The following is a 20,468-nucleotide window of genomic DNA, read 5'->3' as shown; positions in this document are numbered from 1 at the left end:
TTATTTAATCTGCTGTATCCGAAGCACTCCTGCGCAGCAAGAGCTGCGGCACACCGCTATCGGGATGCGGAAGCATCACAGGCTCAACACCGTATACTCGTCGAATCCGATCCTCGGTTAATAACTTCGATGAAGCTCCCAATCCTTCAACCATTCCATCTTTGAGTACAAGCAAATCTTCGCAAAATTGGGCTGTCAAGTTAAGATCATGCAAGACCGCAATAATCGTCACACCCGTTTCTTGGCGCCAATCTGCCAACAGTTCCATAAATTCAAGCTGATAGCGCAAGTCCAGATAGGTCGTAGGCTCGTCCAGCAGCAATATTCGTGGCTCCTGCACCATTACTTTTGCCAAAGCTACACGCTGTCGCTGTCCCCCACTCAAGCGGTCCAATGCTCTGTCCGCCAGCGTGGTAAGACCCAATCGCTCTAGCACGCGATCCGTGATCGCCTCCACATCAACACCCTTTTCCCTGCCTAGCCAGTCCTGATGAGGAAAACGTCCCATTTCTACGACTTCCCTGACGGTGTATCCCACTGGAGGAAGCCCTTCCTGTTGGAGTACGGCTATGAGTCGGGAAAGCTCTTTTCTGCTGTAGCTACCGACCTTTTTGCCATAGATATGAACGTTTCCCGAAGTTGGCTGATCTACACCGGAAAGCAAATGCAGCAAGGTGGATTTTCCACTGCCGTTCGGACCAATAATCCCCCACCAAGTTCCTTCGTCGACGCTCCAGCTTATATTCTTTAACGCATGGAACTCTCCATAGGCACGTGTTAGACCCGCTACCTCTAACGCCCGATCACGTACCTTCTGTGATTCACTTTGTTCTGTCACAGCATTTCCCCCCTGCGCAGCTTCTTGTTCCGGTACAGGAGATATGCGAAGAACGGTGCCCCAACAAAGGCCGTCATCACGCCCAGAGGAATTTCCGTGGGGGCTAACAACGTGCGAGCCGCCGTATCTGCCCAAGCCATAAAAATAGCTCCACCGAACGCAGATAATGGAACAATCATCCGGTAATCAGGCCCTGTCACCAGACGAATGATATGCGGTACAACGAGTCCCACAAAGCCAATCACTCCACATACCGAGACAGCGGCTGCTGTCAGCAGCGTGGAAATGATCAGAACAGATAGCTTCGTCGCATCTACATGAACTCCCATGTGAGCCGCCTGACGTTCACCCAAAGCCAAAATATTCAGCACACGTGCCCGGTTCCATAGAAATACCAGTCCTATGACCACATAAGGTAAAAGGATTCCTGTATATGACCAACCGCGCAGGCTAAGACTTCCCATCGTCCAGTACAATATTTCATTGACCGTCTCCTTCGACATGGCTGTCAGAAAGGAAACAACCGCCCCCAGAAAGGATTGCATCACCACACCCGACAAAATGAGACTTTGTGTCGGAATTTTTCCACCTTCCCGTGCCAACGTCAGCACCATCCACAGCGTCAGCATTCCGGTCGTAAATGCCACTAGCGGCAGCGTCCATATGCCAACAAATGAAAATTGAAGGCCCCAATAAATCAGTACTGCCGCTCCTACTGAAGCCCCCGAGGATACCCCCAGTGTATACGGATCAGCCAAAGGATTACGCAGCACACCCTGAAATCCGGCTCCAGCCAGCGCCAGCGCTGCTCCTACCAACATTCCCAGTAACACTCGTGGCAATCTAACCTTCAAAATAATCTGCTCTGAGGATGTATTCCAATCCGGTGTAAACGTATCGCCTAACCATGGAAGGTGGTTAACCAGAATGCCCGTGATCTGGCTGACCGGAAGCTTGGCCGAGCCGATGCCAAGACAGAGCAGTAGCGTCAGTAACAGCAGGACAAGACCTGTTCCTCCAAAGCCGATCAGTTTACGGTTCATTTGAAAATTTCAGGATACACGCCCTTGGCCACTTCCTTGAGACCTTCCGTTACGCGTGGACCCGGACGACTAATCAAATTATCATCCACGGCAAATACCCGGTTGTGGCGAACAGCCGATATTTGATCCCATCCACTGCGAGCTTTAATGATTTCGCCGAGCGTTTGACCAGTTTTGTCGTCCTTGACACTTTTGCTGTACAAAATCACGTCAGGGTTCGCAGCAATAATATTTTCCTCACTAATTTGGTACCACCCCTTCTGCGTGGCACCTACATTTTCGCCGCCCGCTAACGTGATCAGCTCGTCCATAAACTCGCCTTTACCAACTGTCCAGCCTGGTGAAAACTCGACGTATACCCGCAGCTTCTGACCTTTACCGATATTTTTAATTCCTTCTTTCACTTCAGCTACATCTGCTCTCATCTTGTCAGTCACCGCTCTCGCTTCTTTCTGATGATCGGTGATTTTCCCATACAATTCGATGTTAGCCATGACATCTTCAACTGTCTTCGGTTCCGTTTTAAAAATCATAATTCCCATGTCGCGCAGCTTGGTCGTAGCCTGTTCACTAAGTGATATCCCTGCAAAAACGACTTCCGGGTTAGCAGCAATGATCGCCTCTTCGTTCGGTTTCATAATACCGCCCACTTTAGGCTTTTTCGTAGCTGCTTCCGGGTAATCAGAGTAGTCGGAGACGCCAACAATTTCCTTATCCAGCCCGATGGCGAACAGCGCCTCGGTTTCTGCCGGGGAGACGGAAACGATTTTATCCGGCGCTTTTTTGAATGTAAATTCCTGTCCTGTTGTATCCTTAACCGTGAGTGGGTAAACTGTTTTGCCCGGAGGCTCTTGTGCGGTTACGGTCTGTCCCGGCTGCTGTGAAGAATTCTGGTTCTCTTTATTTTCAGCATTTTTCCCATTAGCTCCACATGCACTCAGCACAACTGCCAAAATCAGAACCAATAGACCTGTTGTCCAAACCTTTATTTTTTTTCCTGCCATGATTTGCACCCCTTCATAAAAAATCGTTAAGAGCGTTACTTGAACATCATCAGATATCTTCTAAATCCAGCCTTCTTTTCCTATCAAAAAAACCCCGCATCCTCATATCAGGACACAGGGGCCACGTTAGCGCAGATCGTGCGCAGGCGGCAGCTTCTTTCCGCATGGACAGTCACTGCGAACACGTCATCCTTTCCTCGAAGGACTATGGTGACAGGCGGACGGGCAGGTATCCTGACTTATGGTAAAATGCATGTCCTGAAATTCTTTCATATGCTTAGTAGCACATAAAGCAGGACTAACGGGCATGTTTCCATTTACAGTGGCGGGACCGCGCCGGACTCACACCGACTTCCCTTTTAACAGCGCAGGCAAGGGAAACCATAGTTTCATCACGCTGCGCCGACCTCGTCTGCTGGATATTTGATAAGTGGTAGTCAAGCCGTTCTTTTACTTGATGATTATAGGTTAAAAAGAGGCGGCTTACAACCCAAACTGCCTCTTTATCCGCAGGTGTCTAACCTAATGAGGAAGCATTTCTGCTATGTAATTGTGCCGTCCTGCCAGCCTCAATTGAATCCTAAATGCTTCTCCCGGCTTCGGATTCAAACTCCAAAAATCATGGCCCGGTATCAGCATGCAAGCTAACTGACGAATTACGCCACCATGCGTAACGACCAAAACAGAGGGTGGCGCAGCAGTCAAATCCATGGGTTGAACTTCCATAGCAACACGCCATTCATACAGAGAGTCAAGAAATTTCCGTAGACGATTCACAAAATCTGCCCAAGACTCTCCTCCAGGAGGGGTTATCCGTTGCGGCTCATCAATCCAAGCGCGATACAACGACACATCCTTGAGCATGTCATACGTTTTTCCATCCCACTCACCAAAATGAAGCTCTCGCAGACGTGGTTCCATCATAGGAGACATAGTAGATAGGGAACCTCCAGACGTCAATTCTGATTCCGGCACAATGATCTGCAAGGTCTGGCGACATCGCATTAAATCGCTGCAATAGATTCGAGCAAAGGACTGCCCTTGCAATTTTTCTTGCAAAGGCTTTAATTCCTGCTCTGCTCCCGGTAGCAAACCTAAGTCGGAGTGTCCTAGATATCGACGTTCCTTGTTCCATAAGGTTGTGCCGTGACGAACTAACACAAGTTCCATGTCCCAATGCAGATCTTCTTTAGCATCATACGGCACCTTATCCTCCTGTGAGTTCGGACTTTGTGCGTATTCTACTGTCCTTTTTGCTGCTATATCTTGTTTCAAGATCATGTCACTTCCTGCTCGATCATTATTCAGTGTGTCACTCCTCACCGCACCCATCCCAAGGCAAAACAACCTGCGGCTCCTAACAAACACAATCCTACAAACATACTGGACACGGCGAACATCAGCTGGATCGTATGCCGTATATCTTTCGACTCTAGCGGTCGTATCCAATCGCCCATGTATGCACGAAAGGAGCGCACGCCATGATACACATTATAGCCTCCAAGACGAATCCCCAGTGCACCAGCAACAGCCGATTCCGGGAAGCCACTGTTCGGGCTTGGGTGCAGACGAGCGTCTCGCTTGACTGTGCGCCAGCTTCTTGCAGCATCTCGCTTGTACATCCACGCCGCTACCACAAGCATTGCCGCTGTCAGACGTGCCGGAATGTAGTTAGCGACATCATCCAGACGTGCTGAAGCCCAGCCTAAATGCAGATACTTTTCATTTTTATAGCCAACCATGGAATCGAGCGTATTCACAGCACGATAAGCCAGCGCCAAGGGTGCTCCCCCGATCAGGGCATAAAAAAGCGGGGAAATAATCGCGTCCACGATATTTTCAGCGACCGTTTCAACCGTACCGCGTACAATCTCAGGCTCATCAAGCTGTTGCGTATCCCGCCCAACTATCATGCCCAGCTCCCGCCGTGCCGCAGAAAGGTCATCCGCCTGCAACGCTCGGTATACTGCCATTCCTGCGTCCTTTAGTCCTTTGGAAGCAATCGTTGTCGCAATCAGCACCATTTCTACGCCGACAGACAACCACGGATGAATCCAGGCAAGCAAGTGCAATAGCGCCCAGGCGAGCGTAAAGGAGCCTCCCGCCACAATGAGTGGAAGCAGTATACCCGCACGTTTCAACCCCCGGTCACTTCGGGCCTGGCGGCGAATCGCTTTTTCCAATGCTGAAATGGCATGTCCCATACCGATGACTGGATGCGGCAACCACCTCGGGTCACCGATCAGCCTGTCCAAAAGATAGGCTACCAGGATAATCAAGCTAACTGTCACGCCGCTGCTCCTCCTCCAGCACTTCACCCAATACAGACAGCAGCCTGTCGTTGGCTTCTGCATCCTTGACCGCAATCCGAAAATGACTCGTCGTCAGTCCCGGATACATAGCACAGCTACGTATAAGAATTCCGCGTTGTCCAAGCGCCTGCTGAATCGCCGATGCGCTCCACGTACCCGGCGCCCTTGCCAGCACGTAATTGGCTTCGCCGGGAACAACACCGCAGCCCCATTCCGCCAAGGCGGTCAACAGGCGGTTGCGCTCCGTAGCAATCAGCTCCTGTGTTTGGTGCTCATATGCTTGCCCACTTCTCAAACACGCCTCCCCAGCCAGCAACGCCAATCCATTCACACTCCAGGTCACCTGTTTGGCCGTCATTCGCCGGATATAGTCCGGATGAGCAATCGCATAGCCCAATCGCAAGCCAGGAATGGCATAAAATTTGGTCATTGACCGGATCAAAATCACATGAGGATAGCGATCCAGCACAGGCAGTAGTGAGATTCGCCGTTCCAGCGGGATAAAATCAATGAATGCTTCATCCACCACCAGCACGGTACCCGTTTTGCCAGCCGCTTCTGCCAGTTCGCACAGCTCCTGCTTACCATATTGCACACCGTTTGGATTATTCGGCTGCCCAAGGAACAAAACATCTACCTGCTCCATGAGCTGAAGGATGTCCTCCACGTCCGCCTTCCATTGAAGCGAGGCCTTCCCGTACACCCGGTTGACCTCAGCTCCGAATTTGCCAGCCAGCTCCGCATATTCTGAAAAACACGGCTCCACTGTACCCACACGCTTAGGAGCCAGTCCCAATAGCAGGAGCGCCATACTTTCAGCCGCTCCGTTTCCGATACTTAACGACTCCGGTGGAACATGCAGTCGCCGTGCGAGCATATTTTTAAAATTCCGATGCCCAGGGTCTGGATAGCGAATCACAGTGTCAAATGAGTGTTGCAGCGCCTCAAGCACCTCCGGTGGTGGACCAAGCGGATTAATATTTGCACTAAAATCTACAAAATCCGCAGCAGCTCCGCCGAATGTCGCCGCAGCTGTTTCCCTGTCCCCGCCATGACCGTAAACCTCTATCATTACCTCTCATCCTTTCCGGCCGTTTCCAATCATTTAGCTCCATTATGAGGCTGCTTTTTGCGTCCCGTCAATGCAAATGAGCTTTTGTACATGGCTCACTTGGGTTACAATAGAAGGAGGCACACATAAATTACACAGTTTATATACGGAGGAATGGACATGCTGTTCATCGACAACCAGGGGATACACGATCCAGCCATTAATCTTGCCATTGAGGAATACGCGCTCAAGCATCTACCGCTGGACGACAGCTATTTGCTGTTTTACATTAATCAGCCTTCTATTATTATAGGCAAGCATCAAAACACTATTGAAGAAATCAACGCCGAGTTTGTCAGAGATAACAATATTCAAGTCGTTCGTCGCCTGTCCGGCGGCGGTGCTGTATATCATGACCTCGGTAATTTAAATTTCAGCTTTATTACCAAGGATAACGGGGAGTCCTTTCATAATTTCCTCAAATTTACGCAACCCGTGATTGATGCTCTGCGCCAAATGGGAGTAGAAGCTGAAATGACAGGCCGCAACGATCTACAGGTCGGAGAACGTAAAATTTCAGGAAACGCCCAATTTGCCACACGCGGACGGATGTTCAGCCACGGTACATTGATGTTTAACCTGAATCTGGACAATGTGGCTGCATCGTTGCATGCCAATCCCGAAAAATTCAAATCCAAAAGCACTAAATCCGTCCGCAGTCGCGTGGCTAACATCAGCGAACTGATGGACCGTGAGATGACCATAGAGCAATTTCGCGAGGAACTGCTGCGTTTCATATTCGGTGCAGAATTGGATCAGGTACCTCAATATAAGCTCACCGATACCGATTGGGCCAAAATCCATGAAATATCCAAAGAACGCTACCAATCGTGGGATTGGAACTACGGTCTATCCCCCGAGAGCAATATCAAGCACACACGTAAATTTCCAGTCGGCATTATTGATATCCGCATGGATCTTAAGGAAGGCTATATCCGTGATATTAAAATCTATGGGGATTTCTTCGGCGTGGGTGACGTTGCTGATATTGAAAATATCCTGCGTGGCAAGCGCTATGATGAAGGTGAGGTACGTCAAGCCTTATCCTCTCTCGATTTGAAGCACTATTTTGGTAATATTGAGCTGGACGATTTTGTTGGACTTGTATTTTTGGAAGACTAACCGTTACTTTTTCCCATCGTTTCAAGCCAATACTTCAGTGGTTATAAGGGGACAGGCTCTTATAGGGGCCGTCCCCTTTTCATTGCGATATTGTCATTTTGAATATTATAAGATACAATTTTAACATTGCCCCATGATAGAGATAAAGGAGAGAATACCGATATGTATAAATTAATTGCCATTGATATTGATGATACACTCATTAACGACCAGAAAGAAGTTACACCAGCGACACAACAGGCATTAGAAGCTGCTGTAGCGAAAGGTGTGGTGGTTACCCTCGCTACTGGACGAGCTTATGCCTCTGCACATAAAATTGCTCGTCAGACTGGTTTGAACGTGCCAATCATTACGTACCAAGGAGCTTTGGTTAAAAACCTGCTGGACGAAAACGTGCTGTATGAGCGTTATGTTCCACTCGTGGCTGCACGTCGCCTGTATGAATTCTGCGTAGAACGCAATCTGCATCTGCAAACGTATATAGATGACAAATTGTACACACGTGAAGATAATCAGAAAATCAAAGATTACACGGAACTGAACAACACGGAATATTTTGTAGAGCCTGTATTCAGTAAAGTTATAGAGCAGCCGGCTCCTAAACTGCTGATCATCGACGAGCCGGAAGTGTTGGATGAATTAATTCCTGAACTTCGCGAACTGCTTGGCAATGAAGTTCACATTACAAAATCCAAGCCTCATTTTCTGGAAATTATGCATCATGAAGGCACCAAGGGCCATGCGCTTACCTTCCTTGCAAACCATTTTGGCTGTGAACTGTCGGAAACGATTGCTATCGGCGACTCTTGGAACGACCATGAAATGCTTGAATGTGCTGGTCTCGGCATAGCGATGGAGAATGCCATTCCTGATTTGAAAAAGCTGGCTGATTACATCACTCGTAGCAATAACGAAGACGGTGTTAAGCACGCCATCGACAAATTCGTACTCAATGTTGAATAAGCAAAAAGTGCCTGCTCCCATAATACTTAAATAAAGTAATACAACAACAAAGCCTCCAAACGTCGCATGATCAGTAACATACGACAGTTTGGAGGCCTTTTCTGTCAGATCATATAATAACCTGACCGCTATAAAATATCAGGCAGCAGAACGTACCTTGCGCCTGTTCACCAGACGGATAATTCCATTGTTCATAAGGATTAGTCCGGTCACAATGAGCAGCACCCCAGCCAGCATCCACCAGCTTACATGCTCTCCATACAACAACGCTCCCAAGCCCACCGCAATCGGCGGTGATATATACAGCCACGTCATCGGAAACAGGGGATTTGTACGCTCCATGAGCCAGTAGAACAGTGTATGTGCAATCATTGAACCAAACAGGATCAGATAAAGTAAAGACCCCATGGCAGGAAGGTACTGCCACCCCTCAGAACTCCACGGTTCCGTGATCGCAGACAGTAACAGCAGCATCCATCCCCCATGGATCATTTGCGCCGCATTCAGGGCAATTGGGTTCGTTTCACGAAATACATCCATCACTCGCTTGGAATAAAGAGCTCCCCCGGAATAACACAGCTCCCCCAGCAAAATGACAAGGCATCCCGCCAGCCACAGACCACTGATCTGAACCGCCAATCCGGGCAGCACAACCAGTACCACACCAAGAAAGCTGATCATGCAGCCAACGACCGTAATCCGTGACGTTTTTTGCCGTAGCAGTACAGATTGCAAAATGACGATCATCATCGGCCCGGTAGCTGACAAAATAGCTCCGATCCCCGAGCTGACATATTGCTCTGCCCAATACAAGGCTGAAAATGTACCGAAGGTCGTTCCTGCTCCAATCAGCAACATTTCCTTACGCCATAATAACGACCATCGTACTTTTCCGGTCAGCTTCATAGCAATGAACAATATCGCCCCTGCCGCGAAAAAACGTACACCTGCCGATAGGAATGGTGGAAGTCCGGCTTCCACTCCCACTTTTATGGCCAAAAACGTTGTGCCAAAAATAATACACATTACTGTAAACGCGATACCTATCATGATACGTCCCTCTCCCTTCAGTTGCTTTTAAGCATACAGGGGGACGAACAGAACAGATGTATAACTACAGAACAGTTGTATACGTTTTTAAAGTGCTATATAGTACAATACACAGAAAGGAGCGTGGACAGCATGGGTAAGAACAACAGCGAACTACTCTTTCCAGCCGATCATGCCTTAAAGCTGTATGAGCAGGTTATCCATTATGTAACTGTGCGGATTGATCGCGGGGATTGGCAAACAGACATGAAGCTGCCGTCCGTACGAAGCTTGGCTCAGGAGCTGGGTGTACATCGGCTAACTGTTTTCCGGGCATATCAGGAGTTGAAGCAACAGGGACTGGTCTATGTAAAAGACAAATCAGGATATTACGTTCATGCTTCCCAAGCGACTGGGCATGCAAAATATGCTGGCTACTCGGGACATTCGTCCATTGACCTCACGATTCACTCCGAATCTGCCCATGCGGCAGATGATCCGTCAGTTTCAGCCTGGAGAGGAATGGATGGACTTAGCCGCGTTCAATCGGTAAATGCGAATTTCCAGTTTTCCAAAGCGCTGATTGACCCCTCGCTCCTGCCCAATCGATTTTGGGGAGAGCTGATGATGCAGGTATTTGAAAAGCATCCGAAAGTAGCGGCCACCTATTCCGCTGTGCAGGGCGATGCCGAGCTTCGGGAGGCCATGGCGCAGCATTTTAGCGTGGATAAGCATTTTGCTTTATCACCGGATGAAGTGCTGATTACCTCCGGAGCACAGCAAGCCATTGATTTAATTGCCCGATCTCTGCTCCGTACAGGAGACCGTGTATTGATCGAACGCCCTGCCTATGGCCCCGCTATGGAAATATTCCGTAGACTAGGCGCACGTCTGACTATGACTGATATTCGACCAGAAGGTTATGATATGGACCAGATTGAGTGGTGCATGAAAACGGAAAAACCACGCCTCTTTTATATGAATCCAACATTCCACAACCCGACGGGCTTTACGGTCCCCGATGAGCAGCGCAAACGACTGCCTGAACTAGCCGAGCGCTATGGCTGCCTTATTGTTGAGGATGACAGCACCTATGACATTAGCTTTGGGCAAAAGCCCCCTTCTCCGATTTTCGCCTATGATGTTTCGGGAAGCGTCGTCTACATTCGAAGTTACAGTAAATATGTCGCACCCGGTCTACGAATCGCAGCCGTGACCTGCCGACCACAGCTCATGAACAGCCTACTGAACGTCAAAGCGTTAGTGGACAATGGATCGCCACTGCTGAATCAAAAGCTGTTTTTAGAATACTTTCAATCTCCACGTATGCAGCAGCATATTAAAAAGCTATGTATCGCGCTCCAGATTCGTAAGGAAACGATGGAAGACAGTCTCCGCGACTCCGGTTGGACGTGGACCAGCCCGGCAGGGGGACTCAACCTGTGGCTCCAGCTGCCTTCTACGTTGAAACCTAATGAATTACTTGCCAAAAGTTTACAAGAGTCTGTATCCTTTGTCCCCGGCAATGTATTTGATCCCATCTGCGCAGAGGGTAAAACGCATATACGGCTGTCTTATTCATACGCCAACGAGCTACAAATCAAAGAAGGAATCTCCACACTTCTACGTATCAGTCAAACGATGTAAAGGTAAGGGCACCTTTATTCTAACGGCAAACTCATGCCGGTGTGTGCCAAGCTAATCCCTTCCAGAAGCCCATAGTTGCGTGTGACATCCACATCATGGGACATATGTGTAAACACTGTGCTTTCGGGTTTAAGCCTTCCTATAAGCTCCTGAGCCTCCAGCATGTCATATACGGAACGGGTGGCATACTCGGCCTCCTCATGATAAAAACTCGTTCCCAGGACGAGCAAATTCAGATTGTGCAAGGGCAGAATTTCCACCTCATTCAATCCAATCGAATCCGAACAGTAAGCCCACGAGAAGCCGTCCTTTTCCAGACGATAAGCGTAGGCATATCCGTTCTTCCCGTGATTCACACGCCATCCCCGGATATTCCATCCGCCAAGTTGGGCTCCCTGGTCTACTGGAATAAGATCCAAGTTTCCAGAGAGCCAGGAAAATTGACGCAAGATCGTGTCAATCACTTCCTGTGGCGCGTACAAGCGACCTCTGTTCCCAGTCCAGCGACAGGCATCTGCCCATTCTGGTAATCCTCCAATATGGTCAAAATGTGCATGTGTCACAAGGATCGTAGGGATATAACGCAGACCGCGCAATTCTAGCTGTCTGCGCCAGTCCGGGCCACAATCAATCATAAAGTCCTCCGTCTCGCTTTCGATCAGCACAGACGATCTCAATCTTACATTCGCCCCTGTCGTGCGAGCTTCTGTGCATACGAGACAATCACAATATACACGCGGAACCCCCATTGCATCCCCCGTGCCAAGAAAAATAAGCCGATTCATGGTTTAACTCCTATCTATCTGGGTCTTTTTACTACTATTATAACGAACAGACCGATTCTACGTAAATCATCTGCGTAAATCCTTCCAGCGTCCAACGCCAAAAGGAGCATGCCCAAAGCCGTGAAATCCGGCTAGACATCCCCTCATGCGTGATCGTATTTATTTTCAAATGATGATAGGCATTGGATCTTCCTTCAGGCGGTTTTCCACCATCCAGCTGGACTGGTCATTATAGAGATAGGCTCGATGCACCAACACTCGCACCTGCTGACCAGGTTCCAGCGTAGACTTCTCCAGTGAGCGGTATGTCATGAGACGATGATCCCCGACCTGTACTTCAACCATCCACTCACTTCCACGAAAATGCAAATGCTTCACTATGCCTTCCTCGGTCGCCGACAGAAGCGTAAATTCCTCGCTTGGCCCGACATCAATATACTCCGGACGGATCAAGGCACGTGTTCCCACTCCAGCAGCTTCTTCGAAGCCTCTAAGACTGCCTGCCTGTTCAATCACTGTAGATTCCCCAATAAAGGAAGCCACGAACGGGGTACCCGGTTTTTTATAAATATCCCAAGGCGTTCCTTTCTGCTCCAGTCGTCCCTGATTAATCACCATAATTTCATCCGCTACTTCAATCGCCTCATCCTGATCATGGGTGACAAAAATTGAAGTAATGCCCACCCGCTCAATCAACTCTCGCAGCCAGGTGCGCAGCTCCTGACGAATCTTGGCATCAATAGCCGCAAAAGGCTCATCCAGCAGCAACAGTTGAGGCTCTGGTGCCAAAGCACGCGCAAAAGCAACCCGCTGTCGTTGTCCACCTGACAACTGATGCGGATAACGATGCTCAAAACCTTTGAGCCCCGTTAGTTCGACCAACTCTGTGACCCGTTCCTTGATGCGGGTTTTGGAGCTTTTTTTCACTTTCAGGCCAAAGGCAATATTGTCGTAGACGCTCATGTGCTTGAACAAAGCATAGTTTTGAAATACAAATCCGATTCCACGTTCCTGCGGGGACAGCTCGTTTACCCTTTTTCCATGAAAATGAATTTCTCCCGCATCCGGTTGCTCCAGACCCGCCAAAATGCGAAGAATGGAAGTTTTCCCCCCACCACTTGGACCGAGTAAGCCAATAAGATGGCCCGCCTGAATATCAAAAGATACGTCCTTTACTGCATGAAAATTACCGAAATGCTTGTTTAATCCTCTTACTTCCACATGCATATTCGTACACTTCCTTTCCGCTTCTGGACCTGTTCAGGCACAGCAGCAGCCTTGCTTACCGCAAAGCACGTACCTCATTTGAAACATTTAATTATTCCAATGCATATACTTTGTTTTTTCTTATGTGATACTTTATCAAAGGAAAGTAATTTTCGTCAACTCTATATATTATCTTAGGAATTAAAAGGGTAAAGTATTAAGAAGAAAGGAGATGGAGTCATTGCTGCATACTTTAGAATTATCCACTACACGGCGAGATGAAATGCGCGATATTACACGAGAGGTTGCTTCATTGATCGAAAAAAGCGGGGTACAACAAGGAACCGCACTTGTTTATTGTCCACACACGACAGCCGGCATCGCCATTAATGAAAATGCAGACCCAGATGTCAAACATGATGTGATGTTAAGACTAGATGAAGTTTATCCGTGGGAGCATCCCCAATATCGCCATATGGAGGGAAATACAGCGTCCCACTTAAAATCCATTACGACAGGCCCCTCACAAACAATCATCATCCATGATGGAAAGCTGTTGCTCGGACGATGGCAGGGACTTTATTTTTGTGAATTCGACGGACCACGCAGACGCCAATACCATGTAAAGATCATGGAGGGCTAAAGGACCGGGTAAAAAAAACAGACCATGATGTTTTCCTACTGGATGCATCATCGTCTGTTAAATCCTTAGTCGCTTTCGCAAAGTACCGTAATGATAAGTTACCGTCATGAAGTGCATACACCCAGAAAAGCGCCCTACATGTTCATGGCTGAAGCGTGTGAATGCAGGTACGCTCATAGGTGTCTGCACAGCAGCTTTACATGTGCTAAAGCAGCGGGCCTAATTTCTTCAAATGTTAAACCGTCCTGAATATAAAAGGATACAAAGCCATGCATGGATAAAAACAGGCTTTTCGGTACCCTTGAGCAATCTTCCTCCGAGTGCCCCTGACCACTCAATTCTTGACGGATCATAGACGCAAATAGTTCCACACAACGATTTTGCTCTGTGCGACAGTATGCAAATAGTTCTTCATCGTGCATCATAAACATAATTTCGTACTGATATGGATTTTCCAAACCAAAACGGATAAATTCCAGCATCAAGTACTCCAGTCTGCTCAAGCCATCATCAGACGTACCTGTTGCTGCTTGCAGTAGAATCCCACGCAATGTATTAAAATCTTCAATCACAATGGCATAGAACAGTTCAGCCTTCTCTTTAAAATGATAATATAACGAACCATGACTGTAACCCAGATGCTGGCCAATGCTGCGCATTGAAATCGCACGGTAGCCCTTGGTAATAAACAAGTGCCTGGCCGCTTCCAGAATCCGCCCTCTTGACAACTCCTGTTCTACTGCTCTTCTAGCCATATTATTTATTCCCCTTCAATAAAGTAAAGCTGCTCTCCCTCCGACACAAGCGATTGCCCCTGCGTCAAGTCTGTTATCCAGTTGCTGAAGGATTCCGCATCACCAGCCAGCGGCAGACAGGTTAAGGTAACTTTATCCGTAAACATTGTTTCTCCAGTGCGGATGCTGCGATTGCGTAATTCATTTTCCACTTTGCCCAACCAGGTATAATCCAATTCTACAAAAACTTCGCGATGCAGCACACGCGTAATTGCATCCCCTGCCTCGATTGCTGCAACAGCACCATCTGAATATGCGCGAATCAGACCGCCTGCTCCCAGCAAAATCCCACCAAAGTAACGGGTAACAACAATAGCGACATTTTTCAGCTTCTGGTTGCGGATCACCTCCAAAATAGGCTTTCCAGCCGTACCACTCGGTTCTCCGTCATCCGATTGCTTTTGGATTTCGTCTCTTTCCCCAATCATGTAAGCAGAACAATTATGGGTAGCGTTCCAATGCTCTTTTTTGATACGTTCTATGAAAGCAGTTGCTTCTTCCTCAGTTTGAACAGGCTGAATATGACCGATAAAACGGGATTTTCGGATCACAATTTCCTTGTTGCCGGCACCGCGTACGGTTCGGTATTGTTCCAACATACACGTATAACCTTCCTTACTTCATTTTACAAGAAAGCAGTCCCCCGCTTCTGGCAGCTGGTGAACTGCTTTCCTGTACTTTAATTGATGCTATACACTATAACACTTCTGACCGAAATCCTGTTTCGCATCAGAGATTACAGCACTCTTATTCAGACAATCTCGCTTCAAGCTCAGCTTTTTCTTTTTCGAAGCCTGGTTTGCCAAGCAGCGCAAACATGTTCTTCTTGTAAGCTTCTACGCCCGGTTGATCGAACGGATTTACGCCCAACAGGTAGCCGCTAATGCCGCAAGCTTTTTCGAAGAAATAAGCAAGATAGCCGAAAGAGTAAGGGCTCAAGTCAGGAATATTTACAATCAGGTTCGGTACTTGTCCGTCTGTGTGAGCCAGCAATGTACCTTGGAATGCTTTTTTGTTTACAAAATCCACAGTTTTGCCTGCCAGGAAATTCAGTCCGTCCAGATCATCCTCATCTGCTTCGATGGTGATGTGACTAGGTACATTTTCAACTTGGATTACCGTTTCGAAAATGTTGCGGCTGCCTTCCTGAATGAATTGTCCCATGGAGTGCAGGTCTGTCGAGAAATCAACAGAAGCAGGATAAATGCCTTTGTAATCCTTGCCTTCGCTTTCTCCGTACAACTGTTTCCACCACTCGGATACAAAATGAAGAGACGGCTCATAGTTTACGAGAATTTCAATTGCTTTACCTTTGCGGTACAAAGCGTTACGAACGGCTGCATATTGATAAGCCTCGTTCTCAGCTACATTCGGGTTGCTGTACTCTTTGGAAGCGTCTGCCGCCCCCTGCATCATTTCCTCGATGTTAATGCCTGCAGTAGCAATCGGCAACAAGCCTACTGCTGTCAGCACGGAATAACGACCACCCACATCATCAGGAATAATGAAGGATTCGTAGCCTTCCTCGTTAGCCAGTTTTTTCAAAGCACCACGTTCTTTATCCGTCGTTGCATAAATACGCTTGCGTGCTTCTTCTTTACCGTATTTTTTCTCCAGAGCTGCACGGAATACGCGGAATGCGATAGCTGGCTCTGTTGTGGTACCTGATTTAGAAATGACGTTCACTGAGAAGTCTTTTCCTTCAATCAGTTCCAACAGATGATTTACATATGTAGAGCTGATGTTGTTGCCTGCAAAATAGATAGCTGGACCCTTGCGTTGATCTTTAGGCAGCGCATTGTAGAAAGAATGCGACAGCATTTCGATCGCAGCACGTGCTCCAAGGTAAGAACCGCCGATACCGATTACGATCAGTACTTCGGAATCGCTTTGAATTTTAGCAGCAGCCTTTTGGATGCGCGCAAACTCTTCTTTATCATAATTAGTAGGCAGGTCAATCCAACCCAAGAAATCGGAACCTACACCGGTTTGGTTGTGCAGTTGCTCATGAGCCAACTTGATAGGCTCTGCAAGATAATCAATTTCGTGCTGACCTACAAAGGAGAGTGCTTTAGTGTAATCAAAAATAACTTTTTTAGACATGTTTGGAACCTCCTGTTTGGTATTACTAAGACCATGAATACGAACATAAGGACTTAGGAATAGGATACTTTAATTTGCTGGGCCTGACAAGCTTGCGTTACCTGTGTATCCTGTGCTTGACAGCCCTTCTTGTAGATAGGGTAGCATGCCCATGCTACAATTAACTGAGATCAACCTGTTTCAATATTCAATTCAAGCCGAACTCGCAATCTGCATCGGACGGCAACTTCCAACAAGAAAGGTGATTAGCAATGAAAAACATCGGATTTATCGGACTGGGCACCATGGGCGCCCCGATGGCATCCAATCTGCTAAAGCAGGGATTCGGAGTCACAGTTTATAATCGTACCGCTTCGCGCTGCGAACCACTGGCAGAGCAAGGCGCACGTACAGCTTCAACTCCTCGTGAAGCAACTGAAGGTCAGCACTTGGTCATTACCATGGTCAGCGATGATCACTCCATTCGTGACATCTATTACGGCGAAGACGGCGTGTTTGCCGGTCTTACGGCTGGCATGACTGTGATGGACAACAGCACGATTTCACCTGAGCTGGTTAAACAACTGGCCGCCGAAGCGGACAAGCTGGGCTGTTCCTTCATTGATGCACCCGTAACAGGCAGTAAGCCCGCCGCTGTAGACGGCACACTCGTGTTCATGGTTGGCGGTAATGCAGAAGCCATTGCGGCACAATCAGATGTTTTTGATACGTTGGGCAAAAAGGTACTTCATATGGGACCTAATGGCAGCGGAGCCGTAGCCAAGCTCGCTCATAATACGATGGTTGGTATTCATAACCTCGCTCTGGCTGAAGGCTTTGCTATCGCGGCTAAATCCGGTATCCCGGCAGACAGCTTCCTTGAATTGGTACAACTCGGATCGGCAGGCAGCAAGGCCGCTGACCTGAAAGGGCGCAAAATCATTGAACATGATTTTAGCAACCAGTTCTCACTTGCCTTGATGCTTAAGGACTTGAAGCTTGCTTCCTCACTAACAGACAGCCTGTCCATCCCTGCACCTATGTTATCCATTGCCAAAAGCCTGTTTCAAGCCGGGCAAACACAAGGCTACGGCGACGAGGATCTATCCGCTGTCGTGAAGACATACGAAGCATGGATTGGCCGCACCATTGGTGGTCAACCTCTCGAATAAGCTGTACCTTTCTTTGTAACCATACGGCTGTGCTTGTGTACATATGGCATAGCTTTAGGGTAAGCACACTTGGCTTGAAAGCTGAGTGTGCTTACCCGTTTTGGCTTATTATTCGGGATAAGAACAGCAATAATCAGTTACACTTCGTACTTCCAGCTTAAATGATGACTTTGCAGGTACGTGAAAGGTTGCCGCCCCTTGTATTTCCAGCCATTCTTCAGTACCTGGAAGCAACACTCTCAAATCCCCTGCCAAAATCTCCATGATCTCACGGGAATCCGTGCCGAACTCATACGTTCCTGGCAGCATAATACCCAGTGTAACCTTACTTCCGTCACCCAGGATGACTGTACGGCTTGTAACCTGACCATCGTAATAAACGTTTGCTTTTTTAACTACGCTTACTCCATCAAACTGTGTCATTCGTTATCCCCTCATCTGCTCTCAATGGTTGAATGAATATTTGTGCATCATAACATAGATTTGATTCCAGCTTCAGTATGAAAATACACACTGTATCACCGTATGCTATACACTGGAATTCAATAGTGATTTTTTTGCAAAACATCAACTGTATGAAACAAACAGCCGTAAGCCTTTCTCAGGTTACGACTGTCTGTTTTAGATGCTCTGTGTTTTATTTCAACAAAGCTTTCACACGGCTAACAACATTCTCTACTGTAAAGCCGTATTCCTTAATCACGCGGTCGCCAGGTGCGGATGCGCCGAATGTGCTGATACCGAGAATGTCGCCTTGGTCGCCAACATATTTTTCCCAGCCCAGTGGATACGCCATTTCTACAGCCAAACGAGCTTTCACTTCTGGCAGCAGAACGGAATCTTTGTATGCTTTGTCTTGTTTTTCGAACAGATCCCAGCTTGGGAAGCTGATAACACGTACTTGGATACCTTGTTCTGCCAGTGCTTCCTGAGCTTTAACAGCCAATTGCACTTCGGAGCCTGTAGCCAGAATTTGAGCAACCGGTTTGCCGTCAGTTGCATCTGCAACCACATAAGCACCGCGTTTGATACCTTCGCGTGAATGCTCAGCACTAGCAGCCAGGATTGGCAGGTTTTGACGAGTCAATACCAGAGCAACCGGGTTTTTCTTGTTTTCCAGCGTGTAAGCCCAAGCAGCAGAAGTTTCGTTACCGTCCGCCGGACGAATTACTGTCAGGTTCGGGATAATACGCAGGGAAGCCAATTGTTCGATCGGCTCATGAGTCGGACCATCTTCACCCACAGCAATACTGTCGTGAGTCAGAACGTAAGTTACAGGCAATCCCATCAGAGCTGCCAGACGAACGGCTGGACGCAGATAGTCTGTAAATACGAAGAATGTACCGCCGAATACTTTTACACCTTGGTGCAACGCCATGCCGTTCATCGCAGCAGCCATACCAAATTCGCGGATACCGAAATAGATGTTACGGCCGGCGTAGTCTTCTGGCGTAAAGTTCGTCAGGTTGTTCAAATGTGTCATCGTGGAGCTCTCCAGATCGGCAGATCCGCCTGTCAGGAAAGGTACGTTTGGAGCCAGTCCGTTCAGAGCATTACCAGATGCTACACGAGTCGAAACGGCTTTGTCTCCAGTCGTGTATTTCGGAAGATCACGATCCCAGCCTTCTGGAAGATCGCCGTTTACAGCTGTTTCGAACTGCGCTGCCAAATCAGGGTGAGCAGCTTTGTATTTCGCGAACTGTTCATTCCATGCTTTGTTCGCCGCGATACCGCGCTCTTTTACTTTAGCAAAATGCTCGCGAACCTCTTGTGGTACGTGGAAGTCCTCTTCGTATACCCATTTGTAGAAATCTTTAGTCAGCTTGGCTTCTTCTGATCCCAGCGGGGAACCATGAGTACCACCGTGTCCGCCTTTACCTTGTTTGTTCGGGCTTCCGTAGCCGATAACTGTTTTCACTTCAATCAGCGTAGGGCGTGTCGAGTCGCCTTGCGCTTCTTCAATGGCTTTTTGGATGGCTGGAAGGTCGTTACCATCTTCTACGCGCAGTACTTGCCAGTTGTAAGCTTCAAAGCGTTTGGCAACACTCTCGGAAGAGGACAGATTAAGCTTGCCGTCCAGTGTAATATCATTGGAATCAAACAATACAATCAGCTTGCCCAGTTGTAAGCGACCAGCCAGCGAAGCAGCCTCGTGGGAAATACCTTCCATCAGATCGCCATCGCCGCAGATTGCATACGTGAAGTGATCTACAACTTTAAATTCGTCTTTATTATATGTTGCACCCAGTTGAGCTTCAGCCATTGCCATACCTACGGACATTGCGAGACCTTGTCCCAGAGGTCCAGTTGTAGCATCTACACCAGCAGTGTGCCCAAACTCAGGGTGACCCGGTGTAAGGCTGCCCCATTGACGGAATTGTTTCAGTTCTTCCATAGGAAGATCATAGCCGCTCAGGTGCAGAAGGCTGTATAGCAACATGGAACCGTGTCCTGCGGACAATACAAAACGGTCACGGTTAACCCATGTAGGTTGATCGGGATTATGATTCATCGTTTTAGCAAAAAGTTGGTATCCCATTGGCGCGGAGCCCATCGGCATCCCAGGATGTCCCGAGTTTGCTTTCTCGATGGCGTCAATTGCCAACGTACGAATAGTTGTGATGGACAAATTGTCGATCGTGGAGTTTTCATCCTTTTGAATCGCTTGGTTCTGGTCAGTCATGGTTTGCCTCCTCATATTGTATAAAGTATGTCAA

General features: G+C 48.0%; 19 protein-coding genes and 1 riboswitch. Of the genes, 5 read left to right on the top strand and 14 right to left on the bottom strand.

What is annotated here, in order from left to right:
- Positions 1-4 precede the first annotated feature (4 nt).
- From NLX82_RS08565 to cobD, 6 genes are all read right to left on the bottom strand, one after another.
- Positions 5-838 carry an ABC transporter ATP-binding protein gene (locus NLX82_RS08565; protein ID WP_053324912.1) on the bottom strand — a complete coding sequence of 278 codons (834 nt, stop codon included), beginning with the start codon at positions 836-838 and terminating at the stop codon, positions 5-7.
- On the bottom strand, positions 835-1,881 hold the full coding sequence (locus tag NLX82_RS08560) for a FecCD family ABC transporter permease (RefSeq protein ID WP_023987648.1): 1,047 nt from the start codon (positions 1,879-1,881) through the stop codon (positions 835-837). Before NLX82_RS08560 ends, NLX82_RS08565 begins: the two co-directional genes overlap by 4 nt.
- Entirely contained in the window at positions 1,878-2,885 is a 1,008-nt protein-coding gene (locus NLX82_RS08555; RefSeq protein ID WP_023987647.1) for an ABC transporter substrate-binding protein, read from the bottom strand. The genes NLX82_RS08560 and NLX82_RS08555 overlap by 4 nt, the downstream gene beginning before the upstream one ends.
- Before the next feature lie 207 nt (positions 2,886-3,092).
- Positions 3,093-3,286, bottom strand: a riboswitch (cobalamin riboswitch).
- A 121-nt stretch (positions 3,287-3,407) separates the two neighbouring features.
- On the bottom strand, positions 3,408-4,166 hold the full coding sequence (locus NLX82_RS08550; RefSeq protein ID WP_370671146.1) for a histidine phosphatase family protein: 759 nt from the start codon (positions 4,164-4,166) through the stop codon (positions 3,408-3,410).
- Positions 4,167-4,204: 38 nt separating this feature from the next.
- Complete coding sequence (gene cbiB / locus NLX82_RS08545) at positions 4,205-5,176, bottom strand: adenosylcobinamide-phosphate synthase CbiB (RefSeq protein WP_254347797.1); 972 nt, start codon at positions 5,174-5,176, stop codon at positions 4,205-4,207.
- Positions 5,166-6,269 (bottom strand): threonine-phosphate decarboxylase CobD, encoded by a 1,104-nt coding sequence (cobD, locus tag NLX82_RS08540; protein ID WP_053324909.1) that lies wholly within the window; start codon positions 6,267-6,269, stop codon positions 5,166-5,168. Before cobD ends, cbiB begins: the two co-directional genes overlap by 11 nt.
- A gap of 159 nt (positions 6,270-6,428) precedes the next feature.
- On the opposite strand from cobD, the gene lplA reads away from it, so the two are divergent.
- On the top strand, positions 6,429-7,430 hold the full coding sequence (gene lplA / locus NLX82_RS08535; RefSeq protein WP_023987643.1) for a lipoate--protein ligase: 1,002 nt from the start codon (positions 6,429-6,431) through the stop codon (positions 7,428-7,430).
- 162 nt (positions 7,431-7,592) lie between these two features.
- Positions 7,593-8,393: a Cof-type HAD-IIB family hydrolase gene (locus NLX82_RS08530; RefSeq protein ID WP_023987642.1), complete on the top strand. Its 801-nt coding sequence runs from the start codon at positions 7,593-7,595 to the stop codon at positions 8,391-8,393.
- Between the two features lie 138 nt (positions 8,394-8,531).
- On the opposite strand, the gene NLX82_RS08525 is transcribed toward NLX82_RS08530, so the two are convergent.
- Positions 8,532-9,443 (bottom strand): DMT family transporter, encoded by a 912-nt coding sequence (locus NLX82_RS08525; RefSeq protein WP_254347789.1) that lies wholly within the window; start codon positions 9,441-9,443, stop codon positions 8,532-8,534.
- Positions 9,444-9,575: 132 nt separating this feature from the next.
- Between NLX82_RS08525 and NLX82_RS08520 the strand changes: the two genes are divergently transcribed.
- Complete coding sequence (locus NLX82_RS08520) at positions 9,576-11,069, top strand: aminotransferase-like domain-containing protein (RefSeq protein WP_254347787.1); 1,494 nt, start codon at positions 9,576-9,578, stop codon at positions 11,067-11,069.
- Between the two features lie 14 nt (positions 11,070-11,083).
- Here the strand turns inward: NLX82_RS08520 and NLX82_RS08515 are convergent, their stop codons facing one another.
- Together NLX82_RS08515 and NLX82_RS08510 are read right to left on the bottom strand one after the other, a co-directional pair.
- The gene (locus NLX82_RS08515) at positions 11,084-11,854 is read right to left on the bottom strand and encodes an MBL fold metallo-hydrolase (RefSeq protein ID WP_028543019.1); all 771 of its coding nucleotides are present in this window, start codon (positions 11,852-11,854) and stop codon (positions 11,084-11,086) included.
- Between the two features lie 165 nt (positions 11,855-12,019).
- Positions 12,020-13,081 (bottom strand): sulfate/molybdate ABC transporter ATP-binding protein, encoded by a 1,062-nt coding sequence (locus NLX82_RS08510; RefSeq protein ID WP_023987638.1) that lies wholly within the window; start codon positions 13,079-13,081, stop codon positions 12,020-12,022.
- A 220-nt stretch (positions 13,082-13,301) separates the two neighbouring features.
- Between NLX82_RS08510 and NLX82_RS08505 the strand changes: the two genes are divergently transcribed.
- Positions 13,302-13,703, top strand: a complete 402-nt coding sequence (locus NLX82_RS08505) for a secondary thiamine-phosphate synthase enzyme YjbQ (RefSeq protein ID WP_023987637.1) — start codon at positions 13,302-13,304, stop codon at positions 13,701-13,703.
- Between the two features lie 173 nt (positions 13,704-13,876).
- On the opposite strand, the gene NLX82_RS08500 is transcribed toward NLX82_RS08505, so the two are convergent.
- From NLX82_RS08500 to NLX82_RS08490, 3 genes are all read right to left on the bottom strand, one after another.
- Complete coding sequence (locus NLX82_RS08500; protein WP_023987636.1) at positions 13,877-14,458, bottom strand: TetR/AcrR family transcriptional regulator; 582 nt, start codon at positions 14,456-14,458, stop codon at positions 13,877-13,879.
- Between the two features lie 5 nt (positions 14,459-14,463).
- Positions 14,464-15,096, bottom strand: a complete 633-nt coding sequence (locus NLX82_RS08495) for a YigZ family protein (protein ID WP_023987635.1) — start codon at positions 15,094-15,096, stop codon at positions 14,464-14,466.
- Positions 15,097-15,244: 148 nt separating this feature from the next.
- Positions 15,245-16,600, bottom strand: a complete 1,356-nt coding sequence (locus NLX82_RS08490) for a glucose-6-phosphate isomerase (protein ID WP_068939914.1) — start codon at positions 16,598-16,600, stop codon at positions 15,245-15,247.
- Positions 16,601-16,851: 251 nt separating this feature from the next.
- On the opposite strand from NLX82_RS08490, the gene NLX82_RS08485 reads away from it, so the two are divergent.
- A complete protein-coding gene (locus NLX82_RS08485) occupies positions 16,852-17,751 on the top strand; it encodes an NAD(P)-dependent oxidoreductase (protein ID WP_068939912.1) in 900 nt (299 codons plus the stop codon).
- Positions 17,752-17,859: 108 nt separating this feature from the next.
- On the opposite strand, the gene ppnP is transcribed toward NLX82_RS08485, so the two are convergent.
- Both ppnP and tkt read right to left on the bottom strand, forming a co-directional pair.
- Positions 17,860-18,174: a pyrimidine/purine nucleoside phosphorylase gene (ppnP, locus tag NLX82_RS08480; RefSeq protein ID WP_023987633.1), complete on the bottom strand. Its 315-nt coding sequence runs from the start codon at positions 18,172-18,174 to the stop codon at positions 17,860-17,862.
- 214 nt (positions 18,175-18,388) lie between these two features.
- Positions 18,389-20,434: a transketolase gene (tkt, locus tag NLX82_RS08475; protein WP_254347779.1), complete on the bottom strand. Its 2,046-nt coding sequence runs from the start codon at positions 20,432-20,434 to the stop codon at positions 18,389-18,391.
- Between the last annotated feature and the right edge of the window lie 34 nt (positions 20,435-20,468).

Origin of the sequence: Paenibacillus sp. A3M_27_13 (assembly GCF_024213315.1) — a bacterium.
GTDB classification, from domain to species: domain Bacteria; phylum Bacillota; class Bacilli; order Paenibacillales; family Paenibacillaceae; genus Paenibacillus; species Paenibacillus polymyxa_B.
The sequence above is the reverse complement of the archived record's forward strand: the minus strand, read 5'-3'. Positions and strand labels throughout refer to the sequence as shown.

Coding starts and splice junctions, on each gene's coding strand:
- NLX82_RS08560 (WP_023987648.1), bottom strand. CDS start 1,881: ATGAACCGTAAACTGATCGGCTTTGGAGGAACAGGTCTTGTCCTGCTG.
- NLX82_RS08555 (WP_023987647.1), bottom strand. CDS start 2,885: ATGGCAGGAAAAAAAATAAAGGTTTGGACAACAGGTCTATTGGTTCTG.
- NLX82_RS08550 (WP_370671146.1), bottom strand. CDS start 4,166: ATGATCTTGAAACAAGATATAGCAGCAAAAAGGACAGTAGAATACGCA.
- cobD (WP_053324909.1), bottom strand. CDS start 6,269: ATGATAGAGGTTTACGGTCATGGCGGGGACAGGGAAACAGCTGCGGCG.
- lplA (WP_023987643.1), top strand. CDS start 6,429: ATGCTGTTCATCGACAACCAGGGGATACACGATCCAGCCATTAATCTT.
- NLX82_RS08530 (WP_023987642.1), top strand. CDS start 7,593: ATGTATAAATTAATTGCCATTGATATTGATGATACACTCATTAACGAC.
- NLX82_RS08525 (WP_254347789.1), bottom strand. CDS start 9,443: ATGATAGGTATCGCGTTTACAGTAATGTGTATTATTTTTGGCACAACG.
- NLX82_RS08520 (WP_254347787.1), top strand. CDS start 9,576: ATGGGTAAGAACAACAGCGAACTACTCTTTCCAGCCGATCATGCCTTA.
- NLX82_RS08515 (WP_028543019.1), bottom strand. CDS start 11,854: ATGAATCGGCTTATTTTTCTTGGCACGGGGGATGCAATGGGGGTTCCG.
- NLX82_RS08510 (WP_023987638.1), bottom strand. CDS start 13,081: ATGCATGTGGAAGTAAGAGGATTAAACAAGCATTTCGGTAATTTTCAT.
- NLX82_RS08500 (WP_023987636.1), bottom strand. CDS start 14,458: ATGGCTAGAAGAGCAGTAGAACAGGAGTTGTCAAGAGGGCGGATTCTG.
- NLX82_RS08495 (WP_023987635.1), bottom strand. CDS start 15,096: ATGTTGGAACAATACCGAACCGTACGCGGTGCCGGCAACAAGGAAATT.
- NLX82_RS08490 (WP_068939914.1), bottom strand. CDS start 16,600: ATGTCTAAAAAAGTTATTTTTGATTACACTAAAGCACTCTCCTTTGTA.
- NLX82_RS08485 (WP_068939912.1), top strand. CDS start 16,852: ATGAAAAACATCGGATTTATCGGACTGGGCACCATGGGCGCCCCGATG.
- ppnP (WP_023987633.1), bottom strand. CDS start 18,174: ATGACACAGTTTGATGGAGTAAGCGTAGTTAAAAAAGCAAACGTTTAT.
- tkt (WP_254347779.1), bottom strand. CDS start 20,434: ATGACTGACCAGAACCAAGCGATTCAAAAGGATGAAAACTCCACGATC.